Origin of the sequence: Rhizobium binae (genome assembly GCF_017357225.1) — a bacterium.
Lineage (GTDB): Bacteria > Pseudomonadota > Alphaproteobacteria > Rhizobiales > Rhizobiaceae > Rhizobium > Rhizobium binae.
Genome location: NZ_CP071604.1, coordinates 4080001 through 4099606 on the forward strand (window position 1 = coordinate 4080001; position 19606 = coordinate 4099606).

At 61.9% G+C, this 19606-nt stretch carries 18 protein-coding genes; 3 read left to right on the forward strand and 15 right to left on the reverse strand.

Annotated features, from left to right (window positions below; genetic code table 11):
• The first annotated feature begins 144 nt into the window (after positions 1 to 144).
• Positions 145 to 2085, forward strand: a complete 1941-nt coding sequence (locus J2J99_RS19890; RefSeq protein ID WP_168296719.1) for a M23 family metallopeptidase — start codon at positions 145 to 147, stop codon at positions 2083 to 2085.
• A gap of 98 nt (positions 2086 to 2183) precedes the next feature.
• Here J2J99_RS19890 and clpB read toward each other — a convergent pair whose 3' ends face one another.
• From clpB to J2J99_RS19920, 6 genes are all read right to left on the reverse strand, one after another.
• Positions 2184 to 4784, reverse strand: a complete 2601-nt coding sequence (clpB, locus tag J2J99_RS19895; protein WP_168296718.1) for an ATP-dependent chaperone ClpB — start codon at positions 4782 to 4784, stop codon at positions 2184 to 2186.
• Between the two features lie 251 nt (positions 4785 to 5035).
• Positions 5036 to 5758: a DUF4167 domain-containing protein gene (locus J2J99_RS19900; protein WP_168296717.1), complete on the reverse strand. Its 723-nt coding sequence runs from the start codon at positions 5756 to 5758 to the stop codon at positions 5036 to 5038.
• A 343-nt stretch (positions 5759 to 6101) separates the two neighbouring features.
• Positions 6102 to 6962, reverse strand: a complete 861-nt coding sequence (prmC, locus tag J2J99_RS19905; RefSeq protein ID WP_168296716.1) for a peptide chain release factor N(5)-glutamine methyltransferase — start codon at positions 6960 to 6962, stop codon at positions 6102 to 6104.
• The gene (gene prfA / locus J2J99_RS19910; protein ID WP_168296715.1) at positions 6959 to 8038 is read right to left on the reverse strand and encodes a peptide chain release factor 1; all 1080 of its coding nucleotides are present in this window, start codon (positions 8036 to 8038) and stop codon (positions 6959 to 6961) included. The genes prmC and prfA overlap by 4 nt, the downstream gene beginning before the upstream one ends.
• 29 nt (positions 8039 to 8067) lie before the next feature.
• On the reverse strand, positions 8068 to 10335 hold the full coding sequence (gene ptsP, locus J2J99_RS19915) for a phosphoenolpyruvate--protein phosphotransferase (protein ID WP_168296714.1): 2268 nt from the start codon (positions 10333 to 10335) through the stop codon (positions 8068 to 8070).
• A gap of 89 nt (positions 10336 to 10424) precedes the next feature.
• Positions 10425 to 11699 carry an aspartate kinase gene (locus tag J2J99_RS19920; RefSeq protein WP_004671807.1) on the reverse strand — a complete coding sequence of 425 codons (1275 nt, stop codon included), beginning with the start codon at positions 11697 to 11699 and terminating at the stop codon, positions 10425 to 10427.
• A 292-nt stretch (positions 11700 to 11991) separates the two neighbouring features.
• Between J2J99_RS19920 and ubiG the strand changes: the two genes are divergently transcribed.
• Positions 11992 to 12738: a bifunctional 2-polyprenyl-6-hydroxyphenol methylase/3-demethylubiquinol 3-O-methyltransferase UbiG gene (gene ubiG / locus J2J99_RS19925; RefSeq protein ID WP_168296713.1), complete on the forward strand. Its 747-nt coding sequence runs from the start codon at positions 11992 to 11994 to the stop codon at positions 12736 to 12738.
• A gap of 57 nt (positions 12739 to 12795) precedes the next feature.
• Here ubiG and J2J99_RS19930 read toward each other — a convergent pair whose 3' ends face one another.
• From J2J99_RS19930 to J2J99_RS19945, 4 genes are read right to left on the reverse strand one after another with little or no spacing between them, the layout of a single operon-like run.
• A complete protein-coding gene (locus J2J99_RS19930; protein ID WP_168296712.1) occupies positions 12796 to 13224 on the reverse strand; it encodes a DUF1178 family protein in 429 nt (142 codons plus the stop codon).
• Positions 13221 to 14078 (reverse strand): carbon-nitrogen hydrolase family protein, encoded by an 858-nt coding sequence (locus J2J99_RS19935; protein WP_168296711.1) that lies wholly within the window; start codon positions 14076 to 14078, stop codon positions 13221 to 13223. The genes J2J99_RS19930 and J2J99_RS19935 overlap by 4 nt, the downstream gene beginning before the upstream one ends.
• A 10-nt stretch (positions 14079 to 14088) precedes the next feature.
• Complete coding sequence (grxC, locus tag J2J99_RS19940; RefSeq protein ID WP_168296710.1) at positions 14089 to 14346, reverse strand: glutaredoxin 3; 258 nt, start codon at positions 14344 to 14346, stop codon at positions 14089 to 14091.
• Between the two features lie 31 nt (positions 14347 to 14377).
• Positions 14378 to 15154 (reverse strand): ComF family protein, encoded by a 777-nt coding sequence (locus J2J99_RS19945; RefSeq protein WP_168296709.1) that lies wholly within the window; start codon positions 15152 to 15154, stop codon positions 14378 to 14380.
• Positions 15155 to 15328: 174 nt separating this feature from the next.
• Here J2J99_RS19945 and J2J99_RS19950 point away from each other — a divergent pair, with 174 nt between their 5' ends.
• Positions 15329 to 16213 carry a methyltransferase domain-containing protein gene (locus J2J99_RS19950; RefSeq protein WP_168296708.1) on the forward strand — a complete coding sequence of 295 codons (885 nt, stop codon included), beginning with the start codon at positions 15329 to 15331 and terminating at the stop codon, positions 16211 to 16213.
• A 75-nt stretch (positions 16214 to 16288) separates the two neighbouring features.
• Here the strand turns inward: J2J99_RS19950 and J2J99_RS19955 are convergent, their stop codons facing one another.
• The 5 genes from J2J99_RS19955 to argJ all read right to left on the reverse strand — a co-directional run bounded on the left by J2J99_RS19955 (position 16289) and on the right by argJ (position 19503).
• Positions 16289 to 16456, reverse strand: coding sequence for a Flp family type IVb pilin (locus tag J2J99_RS19955; RefSeq protein WP_168296707.1), 168 nt, complete (start codon positions 16454 to 16456; stop codon positions 16289 to 16291).
• 68 nt (positions 16457 to 16524) lie between these two features.
• Positions 16525 to 16842: a hypothetical protein gene (locus J2J99_RS19960; protein WP_168296706.1), complete on the reverse strand. Its 318-nt coding sequence runs from the start codon at positions 16840 to 16842 to the stop codon at positions 16525 to 16527.
• 222 nt (positions 16843 to 17064) lie between these two features.
• Positions 17065 to 17478, reverse strand: a complete 414-nt coding sequence (mutT, locus tag J2J99_RS19965) for an 8-oxo-dGTP diphosphatase MutT (protein ID WP_168296705.1) — start codon at positions 17476 to 17478, stop codon at positions 17065 to 17067.
• Complete coding sequence (locus J2J99_RS19970; RefSeq protein WP_168296704.1) at positions 17475 to 18281, reverse strand: GNAT family N-acetyltransferase; 807 nt, start codon at positions 18279 to 18281, stop codon at positions 17475 to 17477. The genes mutT and J2J99_RS19970 overlap by 4 nt, the downstream gene beginning before the upstream one ends.
• Positions 18262 to 19503, reverse strand: coding sequence for a bifunctional glutamate N-acetyltransferase/amino-acid acetyltransferase ArgJ (gene argJ, locus J2J99_RS19975; RefSeq protein ID WP_168296726.1), 1242 nt, complete (start codon positions 19501 to 19503; stop codon positions 18262 to 18264). Before argJ ends, J2J99_RS19970 begins: the two co-directional genes overlap by 20 nt.
• Between the last annotated feature and the right edge of the window lie 103 nt (positions 19504 to 19606).

Below are 19606 nucleotides of genomic sequence, written 5' to 3' on the forward strand. Positions count from 1 at the left end.
ATTCACACAGGCATATGCGGGCAGACTGCCTTTCCGTGGCTGATTTGACTTCCATGCCCAAAATATGCACATCTTTCGCCCCAGCCAGGATGGCCAGGACATGCTCCCAGAAACATCAAGTGTAAGGACGCGGACCCGACTGCCATGATGACGGAGAAAATGATGATCCGCTCGTTGGGCAACGAGCCTCCGCTTCTGGCCGACGGCAGGCGTGCGCCTGACAAGCGCGAGGTTTCCTTGCGCTGGCTCTCGGGCACGTTCCTCACCGGCATTACATCTTCCGTCCTGATGGGTGTGGCCCTGTTTGCCGCGCTTGATGGCCGCCAGCAGCTGGCGATCCCTGCCGAAGCCTATGCGAGTGCTGCCGCGGAAGCGGATCAGGATACGGCCGTCGTCCGTGGCGGCCGGCTGATCGCGCCCGCCATCGCCGCAAAACCGTCCGACCGGGCGATCATGGAAGTTTCGACCGTCGTCCACGACGGCGAAAAGGAAGTCGTGCGCCGCCAGCCCTTCGCGCATGTGAAGATGACGTTGGCCGCCAACCATGTCGCGACCGAGGACTATCCCGATTTCGACCCCCTGGCGATCTTCTCCGCCGACGAGCCACAGCCTGCCCCGCAAAGCCGCACCGGCGCAATTTACGGCTCCGACGTTGAATCCGAAGTCAGCCTGAAAACCATTGCCTTCCCGACCGGCAAGACCGGCATGAAGATGGCCTCCGGTCTGTCGCTGGAGGAGGTCGAAGAAAATGTGCGTTCCAACGGTTCCGTGCTGACCGACGGCAACACGCAGCTCGCGGCGCTCTATTACGTCGACCCGCGTCGTTTCTCCAACGAGGATGCCGATGTCGATCTGACCGCGGGTCTCTCCGCCCGCGTGCTCGAACAGAATATGACGGTCTCCGCACCGGAATCGATCACGCCGCAGACAGAGGAATTCGCCGACGACATCCTGCCGGTGCGCGCCGACGCACCAATCGCCAAGGCGCTGACAGATTCCGGCTATCCGCAGCAATATGCCGATGGCATTGCCGGCATCATTGCCCAGCAGCTGGGAGCCAGCGACCTCGAAAAAGGCGACGTGCTGCGTATCGGCATCATTCAGAAGGGTGAACAGGCAAAGATCATCCGGGCGAGTGTCTATCGCGGCACCCGCCATCTGGTCACCGTGGCTGTCGACGACAAAGGCAAATATGTGCCCGGCAGCGAGCCGCCGATGCTTGACGCCATCGCCACCGCCTTCGATGACAATTCCTTCGCGCCGGCGCCCGGCCAGAACCTGCCGCGCGTTTATGACGGCATCTTTCGCGCCGCTCTTTCCTACGGCATGACGAAGGATATGACCGCGCTGATCATCAAGCTGCTTGCCAGCAATGTCGACTTCCAGGCGCAGTTGAGGCCGACGGATACGCTCGAGGCCTTCTTCTCCGTCGCCGACAGCACCGGCCAGGCGACTGAGGATTCCGAACTGCTCTACGTTAACGCCCGTTTCGGCGATACGCAAACGCGCTTCTACCGCTTCCAGGATCCCGAGGACGGCACGGTCGACTATTTCGACGAGAACGGCAAGAGCATCCGCCAGTTCCTGCTGCGCAACCCGGTCCCTAACGGCATCTTCAAATCCGGTTTCGGCATGCGCCGGCACCCGATCCTCGGTTTTGCCCGCATGCATACCGGCGTCGATTGGGCGGCACCCCGCGGCACGGCGATCATCGCTGCCGGTAACGGTACGGTCGAGAAAGCCGGGTGGGATTCCGGTGGCTACGGCAACCAGACGATCATTCGCCATGCGAACGGCTATGAATCCTCCTACAATCACCAAAGCGCCATTGCCAAGGGCGTCGTGCCCGGCGCCAAGATCCGCCAGGGCCAGGTGATTGGCTGGGTCGGCACGACAGGCGAATCCACTGGCCCGCATCTGCATTACGAGCTGATCGTCAACGGCACCAAGGTCGACCCGCTGCGCATTCGCCTGCCAGGCGGCAAATCCTTGCAGGGCGAGGCACTGGCAAAATTCGAGGATGAGCGCAAGCGCATCGATACGCTGCTGAACAACCAGACGCCGGATCAGGTGGCGAGCAAGTGATTGCCGTCGCAGCCGCTAGGCTGACGAACTGAAGGGGCGCCTCGGCCCCAAAAAAATGGCGGCCAGGGCCGCCATTTTCATTCATCCGACAGCTCAGCTTATGCCGCTTCGCTGACCGTCTGCTGTGTCCGGAACTGCAGTCGGTCCGAACCGTTTGTCACTTTCACCGTCGATCCATCCGGCACCTGACCGGACAGAATTTGCTCGGCCAGCGGATCCTGCACGAATTTCTGGATCACCCTCTTCAGCGGCCTCGCACCGTAGACCGGGTCATACCCCTTGTTCGCCAACCAGTGGCGGGCCTCCTCATCGAGATCGATGATGATCTTGCGTTCCGACAGCAGAGCCACCAGCCGCTTCAGCTGGATATCGACGATCGCGCCCATCTCCTCGCGTTTCAGGCGGTGGAAGAGGATGATCTCATCGATGCGGTTGAGGAATTCAGGCCGGAAATGCCCGCGCACGACCTCCATCACCTGCTCGCGAACCGTGTCGCTGTCGTCACCGTCCTTAAGCTGGGTCAGATATTCAGCGCCGAGGTTCGAGGTCATGATGACCATCGTGTTGCGGAAGTCGACTGTCCGGCCCTGGCCGTCGGTCAAACGTCCGTCGTCCAGCACCTGCAGCAGGATGTTGAAGACGTCGGGATGCGCCTTCTCGATCTCGTCGAACAGCACGACCTGATAAGGCCTGCGGCGGACCGCTTCGGTCAGCGCGCCACCTTCGTCATAACCGACATAGCCGGGAGGCGCACCGATCAGCCGGGCGACGGAGTGTTTCTCCATATATTCCGACATGTCCATACGCACCATCGCCGTTTCGTCGTCGAAGAGGAAGCGGGCGAGAGCTTTGGTGAGCTCCGTCTTGCCGACGCCGGTCGGACCGAGGAAGATGAACGAGCCGATTGGCCGGTTCGGATCCTGCAGGCCGGCGCGCGCGCGGCGGACCGCACGCGACACGGCCTGAACTGCGTCGCCCTGGCCGATCACCGATTTTCCGAGCTCGTCCTCCATCCGAAGCAGCTTGTCGCGTTCGCCCTCCAGCATCTTGTCGACGGGGATGCCGGTCCAGCGGGAAACGACATGGGCGATGTTGTCGGGGATCACCACCTCCTGGACCATCGCGCCGCGTTCGCCATCCTGCTTCTCGGCTTCGACGAGCTGCTTTTCGAGATCCGGAATGACACCATAGGTCAGCTCGCCGGCGCGCTGAAACTCACCCTTGCGCTGGGCAATCGCCAGTTCGTTGCGGGCATCGTCGAGCCGCTTCTTGAGATCGGCGGCAAGACCGAGCTTCTGCTTTTCCGCCTGCCAGCGGGCCGTCAGCGCATCGGCTTCCTCTTCAAGAGTGGTAAGTTCGGTCTCCAGCCGCTTCAGCCGATCGGCGGAAGCAACGTCGGTTTCCTTCTTCAGCGCCTCTCGCTCGATCTTCAGTTGGATGATGCGGCGGTCGAGCTCGTCGAGCTCCTCCGGCTTGGAATCCACCTGCATGCGCAGCCGCGCTGCCGCCTCGTCCATCAGATCGATCGCCTTGTCGGGCAGAAAGCGGTCGGTGATATAGCGGTTGGACAGCGTCGCGGCGGCGACAAGTGCTGCATCGGCGATGCGCACCTTGTGATGCTGCTCATACTTTTCCTTGAGGCCGCGCAGGATCGAGATCGTGTCTTCGACCGTGGGCTCGTCCACGACGACGGGCTGGAAGCGGCGGGCAAGCGCCGGGTCCTTTTCGACATGCTTGCGATATTCGTCGAGCGTGGTCGCGCCGACGCAATGCAGCTCGCCGCGGGCAAGCGCAGGCTTCAGCAGATTGGAGGCATCCATCGCCCCATCAGCCTTGCCGGCGCCAACCAGCGTGTGCATTTCGTCGATGAACAGGATGATCTCGCCGCTTTCCGCCTGCACTTCGTTGAGCACGGCCTTCAGCCGCTCTTCGAATTCGCCGCGATATTTCGCGCCGGCAATCAGCGCGCCCATGTCGAGCGCCATCAGCTTCTTGTCCTTGAGCGATTCCGGCACGTCGCCGTTGACGATCCGCAGCGCCAAGCCTTCGACGATCGCCGTCTTGCCGACGCCGGGCTCACCGATCAGAACCGGATTGTTCTTGGTGCGCCGCGACAGGACCTGGATCGTGCGGCGGATCTCGTCGTCGCGGCCGATCACCGGATCGAGCTTGCCCTCGCGGGCCTCGCCTGTCAGATCGCGCGCGAATTTCTTCAGAGAATCGAAGCCCTGCTCGGCGTTGGAGGAATCGGCCGTCCGTCCCTTGCGGATCTCGTTGATGACCTGATTGAGGCCCTGCGCCGTGACGCCAGCATTCTTCAGCGTCGAATAGGTTGAAGCTGAGGATTCGATCGCCAGCGCCTGCAGCAGACGCTCGACGGTGACAAAGCTGTCGCCGGCCTTCTTCGCCGCTTCTTCAGCGGTCGAAAGCACCTTCGCAAGCGGCTGCGCCAGGTAGATGTTACCGTTGCCGCCGGAGATCTTCGGCAACTTGGCGAGTGCCGCGTCATTGGCAAGGCGGGCAGCCTTGGCATCGCCGCCGGCGCGCTCGATCAGCGACGCCGCCATGCCCTGATCGTCATCGAGCAGGACTTTGAGGATATGTTCGGGCGAAAATTGCTGATGGCCCTGCGCCAGCGCATAGGTCTGCGCCGACTGGATGAAACCGCGCACCCGCTCCGAATATTTCTCGATATTCATATTCCACCTCCATGGATCGTCCTGCCCTCACGAGGCGCAGACCGATGATTGAGATCGACCCCCTGAAAAGGCAGGCCGCGCTTGGCCCCTCTCGATTTGGGCGAAGCAGTTCGAAGAGAATATGGTAGCCTGCTCCAGGAGTTTAAAGAGCCCGTAAAATGAAAATCCCCGGTACTAGGCCGGGGATTTCTAAGCAAATCAGGGCAGATGATATGAACGTCCCGCCTCTCCCCGAAGGGGAGGCAAATCCCTCACTCCGATGTGGCTTCCGCCAGAACAGGCGCATCGGCGGAAGCGCCCTCGCCTTCCGACGAAGCATCGCCTTCCGCACCACGCCGCGGGCGACGTGGACGGTTGCCAGCGCTGCGGCGGCGGGGCTGGCGTTCGCGCGGCTGACCGGCGGAACCTTCCTCGTCCATGGCCACCTCGGCAGGGATGCCTTCGATCTCCGGCTGCGGGCCGGTTCCATCGATGACCTCGGGCTGAGGTGCCGGAGCGGGAGCGGGAGCGGGAGCCGGCTGCGGCTGTGCCTGCGGCTGGTGCTGCCTGCTCTGCGGCGGCTGGACGACGACGACATCATCGCCGTCATTGTCGTTGATATCAATATCGTCGCTGTCGCGATCCGCCGCGTCGCGGTCATTGTATTCGACGCGATCGTCGCGCTGGAAACGCTCCTGCATCTGCGCCTGGGCGCTGGCGATGATCCGATTGTAATGTTCGGCGTGCTGAAGATAGTTCTCGGCCATCACGCGGTCGCCGGAGCTCTGGGCGTCACGTGCAAGTTGCGCGTATTTCTCGGCAATATGCTGGGCGGTACCGCGAATTTTCACGTCGGGGCCGGAGCTGTCATAGGTCCGGGTCAGCGGATTGCCGCCCTTGCGGTTGAAATTATTGTTATTGTTATTTCCACCGCCGCCATTGTTATTGTTGTTACCACGCCCTCGACCGCGCTTGTTTTGCTGTCCTGGCCTCATAGATCGTTCACCTGAATTCTCTGTTTGTGATGGATACATGGCACCAACCGCCATGACCGGAAAACCGGGTCAGGACCTTTGTGCCGCGAGCATACTGCGCCTTTGCGCCGACCTGCCGCTTGGTTCTCAAGTCAGTTTGACTGATTCACGCGTCGGGTCGTGTTCAACCGTTGAAACTCTCGTTTAAAAGAGCGGACCCCCGAGGCAAACCAAGTACCGAACGAATCTCGTTCATTCCTATCTGCCCAACACGTGTCCGCAACCTATATTGCTTCCTTGGGAAATCCAAGCCTTTTCTTCGCAATAACAATAATGTCCCGTCCAGTGCCGCAATTATCGCCTTTTACGCGAGCGCGAACATGAGCGCCCTGTCGTTATGACCATAATCTTTCATGGATTTGAGGCACCTGAAGCCTTTCGCTTCGAATATCGCCGTCACATCGTTTCGCTGATCGTAGCCGATTTCCAGTCCGAGAACCCCATCGGGCCTCATGAACCTTGCCGCATCCTTGGCTATGGCGTGGTAGGCGTCAAGCCCATCCGGGCCGCCATCCAGAGCCGCGACCGGATCAAATTTCGTCACTTCGGGAGCAAGATCGTGAATGACATTGGAGGCAATATAGGGCGGATTTGAGACAATCGCGTGAAAGGAGCCCTGGATGTCCTCGAACCATCTCGACTGTACGGCCTGAAAGCGATCCTGCAATCCGTTTCTTTCTGCGTTTGATCTTGCCGTTCCAAGGGCATCCGCCGATATGTCGCTGCCGACACCTGACGCCTCGGGACATTCGCTCAAAAGCGCAAGGCATATCGCCCCGGTCCCGGTTCCCATATCAAGAATATGGAGACGGCCATGCACCTTTGCAAGGTCCTTGAGATAGGCAAGCACCGTATCGACCAGGATTTCCGTATCCGGGCGTGGCTCCAGCGTTTCCGCCGAGAGCTGAAGCGGCAGACCGTAAAATTCCCGCTCGCCGAGAATGCGATGCACCGGCTCATGGCCGATCCGGCGTTCCATAGCCTTGGAGATCACCGCGATCTGGTCGGGAGAAAGCTTCTCGGCCGATCGCGTCAATAGCTCGGTCGACGACTGTTTCAAAAGGCCTGCGACCAGCTGCCGCGCATCGGTTGCCGGATCGGCGATGCCTGCCTCGGTGAAGCGACGGCGCGCTGCGGCAAGCATATCGGCGACCGTCTCCCTCATAGCTGCTCGCCGAGCTGCGCCAGCTGGCTTGCCTGATAATCGGCCATCAGCGCATCAACGACCTCCTCGATCTCGCCCTCCATCATCCGGTCGAGCTTATAGAGCGTCAGATTAATGCGATGGTCCGTTACGCGTCCCTGCGGGAAATTATAGGTGCGGATGCGTTCGGAGCGATCGCCGGAGCCGACCTGGCTCTTGCGATCGGCCGAGCGTTCGCTGTCGGCCCGTTGCCGCTCGACATCGTAGAGCCTCGAACGCAGCACCTGCATCGCCTTGGCGCGGTTCTGGTGCTGCGATTTTTCCGAGCTGGTGACGACGATGCCGCTCGGCAGGTGGGTGATGCGCACCGCCGAGTCCGTCGTATTGACGTGCTGGCCGCCGGCCCCGGAGGAGCGCATCGTGTCGATGCGGATATCTTCCGGCCGGATTTCGATGTCGATCTCCTCTGCCTCCGGCAGTACCGCCACCGTCGCGGCCGAGGTATGGATGCGCCCGCCCGCCTCGGTTTCCGGCACGCGCTGCACGCGGTGTACGCCGGATTCAAATTTCAGCTTGGCAAAGACGCCGCGACCGGTGATCGTCGCGATAATTTCCTTGTAGCCGCCGGCTTCGCCCTCGCTGGCCGAGAGCACCTCCACCTTCCAGCCCTTTGCGGCCGCGAATCGTTCATACATCCGGAAGAGATCGCCGGCGAACAAAGCTGCTTCCGAACCGCCGGTTCCAGCGCGGATTTCCAGGATCGCGCTTTTTTCGTCCGCCGCATCCTTCGGTAGAAGCAGGATCTGCATTTCCTGCTCCAGCGCCTCGATCCGCTCCTTCACCTCGGGCAGTTCGAGTTCGGCCAGATCGCGCATCTCGCGATCCATCGATTTGTCTTCGAGCAGCGTGTCGAGATCGGCAAGCTCGGCGACCGCCTTCTCGTAGGCGCGGATTTTCGTGACGACAGGCTGCAGCTCGGAATATTCGGATGCAAGTTTCACATAGACGTCGGCGGCCGGGCCTGCCGACATGCGCGCTTCGATCTCATCGAAACGGCGCTCCAGCTCGCGCATCTTTTCAACGGGAAGCTTCGCCACCCTTCACTCCGATTCTTCTTAGAATATGCCTAAAGGGGAATATTGTGGCTCTCGGCGAAGCGGGCAAGCACCTCGCGCATCGGCACCGTGGCGCTGTTGTCATCCAGCACTTCATTCATCGCTGTCGCCAGCGCGTCGACATCGAGCCCGAGCAGCATCGCTTTCACTGGCCCGATCGAGGCCGGCGACATCGAAATCGAGCGGAAGCCGATGCCGAGCAGCGCCATTGCTGAAAGCGGCTTGCCGGCAAGTTCGCCGCAAAGCGTCACCGGCGTCTTGTTCCGGTCCGCTCCACGCACGATTTCGCGCAGAATACGCAAAAACGGCTTGCCCAGCGGATCGAAGCGGTCCGACACACGCGCATTGCCGCGGTCGACGGCCATCGCGAACTGGAAGAGGTCGTTCGAACCGACCGAAACGAAATCGACCGCCGCCATCAACTCGTCGAGCTGCCAGAGCAGCGCCGGCACCTCAATCATCGCACCGAACTGCAGCTTGCGCGGCAGCCCGTGGCCGAAGCGCGAGAGATGCTGCACTTCCTTCTGCAAGAGCTCGCGCACCGTCGTCAGCTCGGAAACTTCGGTCACCATCGGCACCATCAGCTTCAGCTCGGTGTCGGCCGAGGCCTTCAGCAGGGCGCGCAGCTGGGTGCGCAGCAGCCCCGGCCGGTCGAGCGACAGCCGGATAGCCCGCCAGCCGAGCGCTGGGTTTTCTTCCTCGTGGCCGCGGAAATAGGGCACGACCTTGTCGCCACCGATATCGAGCGTGCGGAAGGTGACGACGCGACCCGCCGCCTGTTTGATCACATTCCGGTAGAACTGCTCCTGCTCGTCCGCCTTCGGCATGGTGGAGGCGATCATAAATTGCAGTTCGGTGCGGAAGAGACCGATGCCCTCTGCACCCGATTCGGACAGCTGCGGCAGATCGACCAGCAGCCCGGCATTCATCATCAGCGAGATCCGCTTGCCGTCTTTGGTGACCGGTTCGATGGCACGCAGTGCCCGGAACTGTTCCTGCCGTCTAGCGCGGAAGCGGACCTTTTCCTCGTAGGAACGGCGATGATCGGTCATCGGCCGCAGATGCACATGCCCCTCGTCGGCGTCGATGATGACGGCATCGCCGTTCTCGGCGAGCGCCACCACGCCTGCCGCCTGGCCGATGACAGGAATTCCCATGGCACGCGCGACGATCACCACATGGCTCGTCACCGCCCCTTCTTCCAGCACCAGCCCGCGCACATTGGCGCGCGGATAGTCGAGCAGTTCCGCCGCCCCCATGGCGCGCGCCAGGATGATCGCATCATTGGGAAAACCTTCGGCCGTCGTCCGGCCGGTATAACCCGTCAACTGTCTGAGCAATCGGTTCGCCAGATCCTCGAAATCGTGCATGCGTTCGCGCAGATAGGGGTCGGTCAACCGCATCATCCGCGCCTTGGTGTCGCTCTGCACCTTTTCGACCGCCGCTTCCGCCGTCAGGCCGTTGCGGATCGCCTCCTCGAGTTTGCGCACCCAACCCTGGTCATGCGCAAACATCCGGTAGGTTTCGAGCACTTCGCGATGCTCGCCCTCCATCGAAACATCGCGGCGCGACAGCATGTCGTCGATCGAGATTCTCAGCGAGCCCATGGCCTCTGCCAGCCGCCGGATCTCCTTCTCCGCATCCTCGTTCAGCAGGTTGGTGACGACGATGCGCGGCTCGTGCAGCACGACATAGCCGAGGCCGATGCCGTCATTATAGGTATCGCCGTCGATCGTCACCGATCGCGTCAGGTCGAGCTCGAGACCGGGCTTGGTGATCTTCTTCAGTTCGCCCGTGGCGATCATCTCGGCGAGCACCATCGCCGTCGTTTCGAGCGCTTCCACCTCCTCGTCGCGATAGTTGCGGCTCGCCTTGTTCTGCACGACGAGAACACCGAGTGAGCGCCCGGTCCTCAAGATCGGCACGCCGAGGAAGGAATGATAGATTTCTTCACCCGTCTCCGGCAGGTAGCGGAACGCCGGATGCGACTGTGCGTCGGAAAGGTTGAGCGGCTGCGCTGAAGCCGCGATCGTGCCGACGAGGCCCTGCCCCATCTTGAGCTGCGCCAGGTGCACGGCCTCGCGGTTGAGGCCTTCGGTCGCGTAGAGCTCAAGCACGCCGTCGGCGCGCAGCACGTAGACGGAACAAACCTCCGCCACCATGTTGCTGGCGATCTGGCGGACAATCCGGTCGAGACGGTCCTGCGGCTCCAGCGGCTCTGCCATCAACTCGCGCAGCCGCTTGAGCAGCACACGCGGACCGCCGGAAAGGTCTCTCATGACGTCTCAAGCTCCCGAAACAACGCACTCTGTCCCGGCCGGCCTGCCTTCGTCTCCTCAACCTGAAGGGGCAGGCCGTCCGCTGGGAATCAATTCTTATCCAGACCGTAGCAGGAATGCAAAGTCCTGACAGCGAGTTCTGCATAGGGACCGTCGATCAGGATAGAAATCTTGATCTCGGAGGTGGTGATCGCCTTGATGTTGATGCCTTTTTCGGCAAGTGCACGAAATGCGGTCGCTGCCACGCCGGCATGGCTGCGCATGCCGATACCGATGACCGATACCTTTACCAGCCCCGATTCGTTTTGCACGACGTCGTAGCCGATCTTCTCCTTATGGTCGCCGAGCACCTTGATCGCCTTTTCGACGTCGCCCGACGGTACGGTGAAGGTCATGTCGGTCTTCGATCCGTCCTCGGAAATGTTCTGGACGATCATGTCGACATTGATATGGGATTCGGCAAGCGGCCCGAAGATCGCGGCGGAGACGCCCGGGCGGTCGGCAAGACGGCGAAGCGAGATCTGAGCCTCATCCTTGGCATAGGCGATGCCGGTGACTACTTCCTGTTCCACGATTTCATCCTCGTCACAAATCAGCGTTCCGGGCGGGTTCAACAGATCGCCCATGCCCGGAGCATCGGGATCTTCGAAAGACGAACGCACGAAGGTACGCACCTTGTGCACCATGGCAAGCTCGACCGAGCGCACCTGCAGCACCTTGGCGCCGAGCGAAGCCATCTCGAGCATTTCCTCGAAGGCAATCTTCTTCAGCCGACGCGCCTGCGGCACGATGCGCGGATCGGTCGTATAAACGCCGTCGACATCAGTGTAGATATCGCAGCGATCCGCTTTTACAGCGGCCGCGATGGCCACAGCCGACGTATCCGATCCACCGCGTCCGAGTGTCGCGATGCGGTTGTCGGGTCCCAGTCCCTGGAAGCCGGCGATGACAGCAACCTGCCCCTCGCCCATCCGCTTGATGATGTCCGAACCGTCGATATCGAGGATGCGCGCCGCACCATGGGCGTTGTCGGTGCGGATCGGGATCTGCCATCCCTGCCAGGAGCGGGCATTGATATCCATCGCCTGCAGCGCGATCGCCAGCAGCCCCGAGGTCACCTGCTCGCCGGAGGCGACGACCGCGTCATATTCCCGCGCATCGTAAAACGGAGAGTTGGCGCCGATCACCTTCGGCGTGCCCTGCACCCAACCGACCAGCTCGTTGGTCTTGCCGGACATGGCCGAAACGACCACCGCCACCTCGTGGCCGGCATCGACTTCGCGTTTCACGTGGCGGGCAACGTTCTTGATGCGGTCCAGGTCAGCGACGGACGTGCCGCCGAATTTCATTACGATGCGTGCCATATGCCTCTACCACGACTGGCGCCGGAAAACGGAAACCCGGACCCGGCATCACGAAAGCCCAGGGGAGACCGGTTGGCGAAAGAGCCGGCCGAATTCTGGAACCGCTCGAAAAGCCCAGGCCCCCAAAGGCCCCAAGTTGCGGCGTCTCTTAGCGAGTTTGGCGGGGGGAGGCAAGCGCGCGCGATAAAAGCAGTTGCCGGGTTGCTCCACGCCCGCCGGTCTCCCGCTCCGCGCCCCTTGACTTATGCTGCCGATCATCCGACTTCACATCTGACGAACGAAGGAGTGGACGATGACGGAAGGCGCCAGAAGCACGATCGACCAGGGCGAAGTGGACCGCTTCTCGGCGATGGCGGCGGAATGGTGGAGCCCGACCGGCAAGTTCAGGCCGCTGCATAAGTTCAATCCCGTCCGTCTCGCCTATATAAGAGACAAGGCCTGCGAGAATTTCGGCCGCGATCCGAAAAGCCCTCGCCCGCTCGAGGGTCTGCGCGTGCTCGATATCGGCTGCGGCGGCGGCCTGTTGTCCGAACCCGTCGCCCGGATGGGCGCCTCCGTCATCGGTGCAGACCCCTCGGAGAAGAATATCGGCATCGCCTCGACGCATGCGAAAGCCTCCGGCGTTCCAGTCGACTATCGCGCCGTTACCGCCGAGGAGCTCGCCGAAGCAGGGGAGACCTTCGATATCGTCCTGAACATGGAAGTGGTCGAACACGTCGCCGAGGTCGATTTCTTCATGACGACCTGCGCGAAGATGGTCCGCCCCGGCGGCCTGATCTTCGTTGCGACCATCAATCGCACGATGAAGGCGGCAGCCCTTGCCATCTTCGCCGCCGAAGAAATCCTACGCTGGCTGCCGCGCGGCACCCATCAATATGAAAAGCTGGTGCGTCCGGAAGAGCTGGAAGGGCCCCTTGCCTCAAGCGGCCTCGAAATCACCGACCGCACTGGCGTCTTCTTCAATCCGCTGTCGAACCAGTGGAACCTGTCGAAAGATATGGATGTGAACTATATGCTGCTGGCGAAACGGCCGGCTTGATTCCCGATTCGTAAGCCAGCTATTTCCGGCATCGGGACCAACCGCGCCGGCTGAATATCAGTGCACATCCTCCGGCAGAACCGGAATGGCAGCGATCTCGATGCCTTCTTCCACCAGCGCTTGCGCCTCGTCGAGCGTCGCTTGGCCGATGATCCCGCGCGGATCCGCCTCGCCATAATGGATCTTGCGAGCTTCCTCGGGAAACTTCGTGCCGACATCCTCGGAATTGGCTTTGACCGCGGCGACGGCCTCTTTCAGCTTCTGCAGGGCCTCTTGCCGCATGGCATCCATTGCCAGCGTCTGCCTCTCGTCCTTCTTGCGCGCCGTCGATACCGACGGCGCCATCAGAAGTTTGGAGACGGCGGCGGAATGGCAGACCGGGCAGGTCAGGAAACCGCTCGCGACCTGACGGTCGAAGTCGGCGCTTTCCGAAAACCAGCCTTCGAATTCATGGGCATTGTCGCAGGCGAGGGAATAGCGGATCAAGCGGCGACGCCTCCTGCGACTGCCCCCGCGATCCTCTCGACCGAGAATTCCCGGCCGTTCCTGAGGTTCGGGATCTTGTCATGCGCGGCCTTGACCGCGCCGGGATCGATCTCGGCGAGGATGACGGCCTCTCCGGTGGCACCGGCGGAGGCCAGCACGGTGCCCCAGGGATCGATGATCATCGAATGACCGAAAGTCTCGCGCCCGTCCTCGTGCCGGCCGGCCTGGGCCGCGGCGATGACGAAGACACCGTTCTCGATGGCGCGCGCGCGCAGCAGGATCTCCCAATGCGCTTCGCCCGTCTGCCGGGTAAATGCGGCCGGAACCGTCATCACCTCGGCGCCGGCAACCGCCTGGGCACGGAAGAGGGCGGGAAAGCGCACGTCGTAGCAGATCGCGAAACCCATTTCGGCAAAGGGCAGCGACAGGACGCGCGCCTCCGAGCCGGCCGTATAGGCTGCACTTTCACGCCAGCTCTCGCCATTGTCGAGGTCGACGTCGAACATATGGATCTTATCGTAGCGATTGAGAATTCTGCCGTCGGGACCGAAGAGGAAACCGCGATTGGCGATCTTGCCGTCAGAAAGCGCGATCGCCGTCGAGCCGACATGCATGTGGATGCCAAACTCCCTGGCAAGCTCGGAGCCGGTCTTGACGATGACGTCATTCGCCTCGTCGGCGAGCACGGCGCGCGCCGCCACCCGGTCGCGCTGCAGCATGCCGGTCATCTCGGGCGTCTGCACATAGCTCGCGCCCTGGGCGGCAGCCTCGCGCACCAGCCGCGCCATGACGGCGGCATTCTTGACCGGATCGACCCCGGAGCACATCTGGATGGCGGCAGCCTTGAAGCTCATCGGTTCGTCCTCACGCCGCCAGCATCGGATCGAGCTTGCCGGCACGGTCAAGCGCAAAGAGATCGTCGCAGCCGCCGATATGTTCGGCGCCGATGAAGATCTGCGGGAAGGTGGTCCGCCCGTTCGACTTGCCAAGCATCTCCTGGCGAAGGTCCGGGGAATAGGTTGCGTCGTGTTCGACGTAGTCGACGCCCTTTTGTTCAAGAAGGGACTTGGCGCGGCTGCAATAGCCGCAGAACTGCCGTGTATAGATCGTGACGGGTACCATGATATCTCCAGACGGATGCCGGGTATTTCTGTCATATAGGCTCGGAGAGAGCCCTTGCAAAGGTCAAAACCGTGATCTCGGCCGCACCCGCCTTGCGTAGCGTCCGGCTTGCGGCGGCAACCGTCGCCCCTGTCGTGTAGACGTCGTCGACAAGAATGATGCGCTTGCCGAAAATGTCGTTTTCGCGACCCTTGGCAATCGCGAAAGCGCCTCTGACATTGTCCTCGCGCGCCCTGGCGCCGAGGCCAACCTGCTGGCTGGTGCGCTTGACGCGGACAAGGGTAGCGGCAAGCAGCGGCCTGCCGGAAAGCCTTGCCATATGGCGGGCAAGCTCGGCAGCCTGGTTGAACCTGCGCGTCAGCATGCGGGTACGGTGCAGCGGCACTGGAATCAGCGCATCGCAGCTTTCGACTGTCCCGTCTGACGCGCGCAACATCCAGCCGGCCATCATCGGCGCCAGATCGGTGCGATCGCGATATTTGAGCCCATGCACAAGGTCGCGGACCGCGTAGTCGTGGGTCGCCGCCGACCGCAACCGGTCGAAAGGCGGCGGATTGGCGATTGCCTCAGCGCTGAGAATGCCGGCGCCGAGATCGTGCGAGAAAGGAATGCCGAGCACCTCGCAATAGGGCCGTTCGATGAAGCGGATGCCGGACCAGCATTTTGCGCAGAGCCCACGATGGCCACCGGTGGAAACGCCGCAGACCGAACAGGCCGGCGGATAGAGAAAATCGACAAATGCCGAAAACGGCCGCAAGAACTGCGTCCGCAGGAAGTCCGCCGGTCTTTCGAAATCGATCGGTCCCATACCACTGAGATTAGCCGGTTCTCTTCGAAAGGAAAATCGCCTTGCCGCGTCGGCGACGCCGGGAGCAGCGCCGCGCGTCTGAAAAGATGCGCAAGCGAACTGCAACGCTTTGCATGGCTGCATAATTCCTGAAATCGATTCCGATTTCAGGAATTATGCGGTAAGGACATCGCCATGGAAATGATCTTCGACAGAGCCCTGATCGCCGCACATCGTCATCGCGCGCTTGTCAACAACGACCGGAAAGCCGCCTTCCTGCTGGACATCGCGGCAGAGGAAATGGCCGAGAGGCTGGCGGTCGTCGAGCGGCGTTTCGAAACCGCCGTCGAATTGCATGGAGCGACAGGTGCGGCGGCCCGCGCGGCAATGGCGACGGGCAAAATCAGCACGATGATCCGCGTCGAGAGCGAGAAGGCCTATGCGGCCCCAAACGAAAGCGTTATCGAGGCGCCGCTCGAGGACGTGCCTCTCGACCCGCAATCGGCCAACCTCATTCTAGCGCCGCTCAGCCTGCACCTGACCAATGATACACCTGGTGTTTTCATCCAGATTCGTCGCGCCCTGAAACCCGACGGCCTTTTCCTGGCGGCCATTCCAGGCGCCGGCACGCTGCAGGAACTGCGCGACGCCCTCTTGACCGCCGAGGTCGAAATGACCGGCGGCGCCAGCCCGCGCGTCATCCCCTTCGCCGATGTGCGCGATGTCGGCAGTCTCATGCAGCGCGCCGGCTTCACCCTGCCGGTGATCGACGCTGAGACCTATACGGTTCGATATGATTCTCTGTTTCCGCTGATGCGCGATCTCCGGGCCATGGGCATGAGCAATCCGCTCGCAGCCCGCGGCCGCATGCCCCTGACCCGCGCCTTCTTCCTGCGCGCGGCGGAGATCTATGCCGAGCGCTATGCCGATCCCGACGGACGTATTCGAGCGACCTTTGCAATCATCTATGTCTCCGGATGGGCGGCTCACGAGAGCCAGCAGAGGCCGCTCCAGCCGGGCTCGGCCAAGGCACGCCTTGCCGATGCGCTGAAAGTGCACGAGCACAAACTCAGACAATAGCGGATGATATCGAAAGTGTCAGCGGTTTGTGCAGCTCATCATGCTGCGGCCCGTCAAAAGTAGACGGCCGGCTGTTCAATTGACGGTGATATTGTTGCTGACAACGTTGAAGACGTTCTGCAGGCTGCCCGTAAAGAAGCCGAGACCCGAGACCAGCGCCGTGCAGATGACGGCGGCGATCAGGCCGTATTCGACCGCCGTCGCACCTGCGCCGTCCGAAAAAAATGCTTTCAAAAGACGCATTACCCCAACCCTTTGCGAAAATCGACTGCAATGACCAATTGCCGGCCATCAGGCGATGGCCGGCAATTTCAGCAACCGGCGCCGACGCCGTATCCTTCGACGACGCAGACCGAGCCGGGCGTCTCCTGCAGCACGCTGCGGCGGATCGTATAGCGCCTGCCGCCTTCGTTCTTCGGGATCGATCCTGTGGTGATCGTGTCGAAATCCACCGGCGCGCTGGCAAAGACGCTTTTCTTCGAGGAATCGGCAAGCATCGGCGTCAGGATCAGTGTCAGGGCGACCACCGCCGTGCCAAAGAGAAGGGCGATGTTGAGCGCACCCGTCCTGCGCGAGGCAGACGAAGCCCGTTCCTTTTCCCGGACAGCTTTCCAGAAATCATCGTCCATGAGGTCAAGCCTTTTAAATACGCACGTCAGATGCTTGATTGAGGCCGATCTTTGGCAGAAGGTGTTAAACGATCCATTAATATCCACAGCCGAAAACGGCGTGAGACAATAATAATCAGCTTACGCTAATACATGTCGACTGGAAGGGCACAGCAATTCCTGGAGAACGACATGCGATGAAATGAGATTTAAAGCGCGGCGCGTGTATTAAACGAGACGCGTTTAAAGCAAATCCTGCAGCATCGGGATGAGCGGCTCGTCGGCCGGCGGCATCGGGTAATCTCGAAGCGCCTGCGCACGCACCCATTTCAAGGCCTGCCCCTCTCGGCCATGGGCAACGCCCTCATAGCGCCGGCAGATATAGAGCGGCATCAACAGGTGGAACGCCTCATAGGAATGGCTGGCGAAAGTCAGCGGGGCGAGGCAGGCGATCTTCGTTTTGATGCCGAGCTCTTCCTCGAGCTCGCGCACCAGGGTTTCCTCCGGTGTCTCGCCGGGCTCGACCTTGCCGCCGGGAAACTCCCAGAGCCCGGCAAGCGATTTTCCCTCGGGACGCTGTGCCAATAGAATACGCCCGTCGGCATCGATCAGCGCGCAGGCGGCGACCAGCAATATCTTCCGGCCCGCCTCGCTCATCGCGGCTCCCGCTGCCAATAACAATAATGATAGGCGTCGCGAAAACCGAGGCGCTCGTAAAGTGCGATCGCCGGACGGTTGGAAAGCTTGACCTGCAGCCAGGCCGATCGGGCGCTGCGCATGCGTGCCCAGCGCAGCGCCGAAGTCAGGATTTCGGTGCCCAATCCTTCGCGTCGCCGCGTTTCGCAGACCGAAAGCGACATGATGCCGGCAAGATCGTTGTCCTGGACGCAGAGCACGGTCGCAAGCGGTCCATCCACCGCATTTTCAATCATGAAGAGGCCCGACGGCGGCTTGATCGCCGAAATGATTTCGGCAAGGGCGGGCTTCAGCGTCAGAGGCGCTCCATCGACGGCAAGATTGGCATCGACGAAACGGCCGACGTCGTGAGTCGGCAGATGATCGAGCGTATCCGGCAGCGCAGCCTCGGCGAGATCGCAGGTCATGACCACCGTTTCGTCGAACCGCGTCCAGTTCTGCGCGCGGAGAAGCTCGATCAAGACAGGCGAAGCGAGCGGCGTCTGACGGACGACCGCTGCGCGACCATAGGCTTCAAACTTGCGGCTCGCCTTTTCTAGGCGGATCTCGACGTCGCGATGGTCCGACGGATCGAGCGGCACGATGGAATTCAGCCGGTTGGACGGGTGGCCGGCCGTCAATCGAACCTGCCAACTGCCGTCATATTGCACGGATGCCGCCGGCCAGGCACGAAAACCGACAGCCTCCAGCCTGCGGACCAGCGGCAAATTCTGCGAGGAAATAGATGCCTGCTCCAACGAACGATCAGCTCCGATAGTCGCCATTGATCGCAACATATTCCTTGGTGAGGTCGCAGGTCCAGACGGTTGCCGAACCCGTGCCGAGGCCGATATCGACTTTGACGGGGATATCCTGCGCCTTCATCACATTCGAGGCGGCTTCCTCGGAATAATCGGAGTCTCGCTCGCCGTTCACGGCGACCCTGACGTCGCCGAACCAGATGGCGAGCCGGTCGCGGTCGGCCATCTCGCCGGACTTGCCGACGGCCATGACGATCCGGCCCCAATTGGCGTCTTCGCCGGCAGCCGCCGTCTTGACCAGCGGCGAATTGGCAATCGACAGGGCGATACGCTTGGCGGCGGCATCGCTCTCGGCGCCCGTCACAGTAATTTCGAGCATCTTGGTGGCGCCCTCGCCGTCACGCACCACCTGCAGCGACAGATCCTTCAGCACTTCGTTGAGAGCGGCGCGGAAGGCGGCAAGCCGGGGATCGTCGGCGCGTTCAACGCGGGCCTGGCCGTCTTCGGCCGCCGCACCGGTCGCAAACAGCATCAGCGTGTCGGACGTGGAGGTGTCGCTGTCGACGGTCATGGAATTGAAGGTCGGGCCAACGCCATCGGACAGCAGCGCCTGCAGCGCAGCCGGCGCGATGTCGGCATCGGTCACGACGAAGGAGAGCATCGTCGCCATGTCGGGCGCAATCATGCCCGCGCCCTTGGCGATGCCGTTGATGGTCACGGCAACCCCGCCGATCTCGGCGCTGCGGGTCGACACTTTAGGATAGGTGTCGGTCGTCATGATCGCCTTGGCGGCCTCAAACCAGAAGTCGCCGGTGGCCTCGGCCTGCATCCGGTCCAGGACGCCTGAGAATTTGGTGGCGTCGAGCGGTTCGCCGATGACGCCAGTGGAGGCTAGGTAGACTTCGTTCTCGCCGCAGCCGACGGCGGCCGCGGCCGATTTCGCCGTGAGCGCGGTCGCCTGGCGGCCCTTCATGCCGGTAAAGGCATTGGCATTGCCGGAATTGACGACGACGGCGCGCGCAATGCCATGCGGCAGGTTGGCGCGGCAGAAATCGACCGGCGCCGACGGGCATCTGGAGCGGGTAAAGACCCCCGCGACGGCGGCCGGCTTGTCGAAGACCATCATCAGCACGTCGGTACGGTTTTTGTACTTGATGCCGGCGGAAGCCGTCGCCATGCGCACGCCGCGCAACGGCGGCATGGCGACAAAGGATTTCGGAGCAAGCGGAGAGACGGAACCGGACATCAGGAAACCTGCCAATGAGCATTTCCGGGCGGCGTCGGAGCCGGGGCGCTGTCTGGAAATGCGACAACATAGTGAAGGGCCCGGAAGAACCGGGCCCGATGCG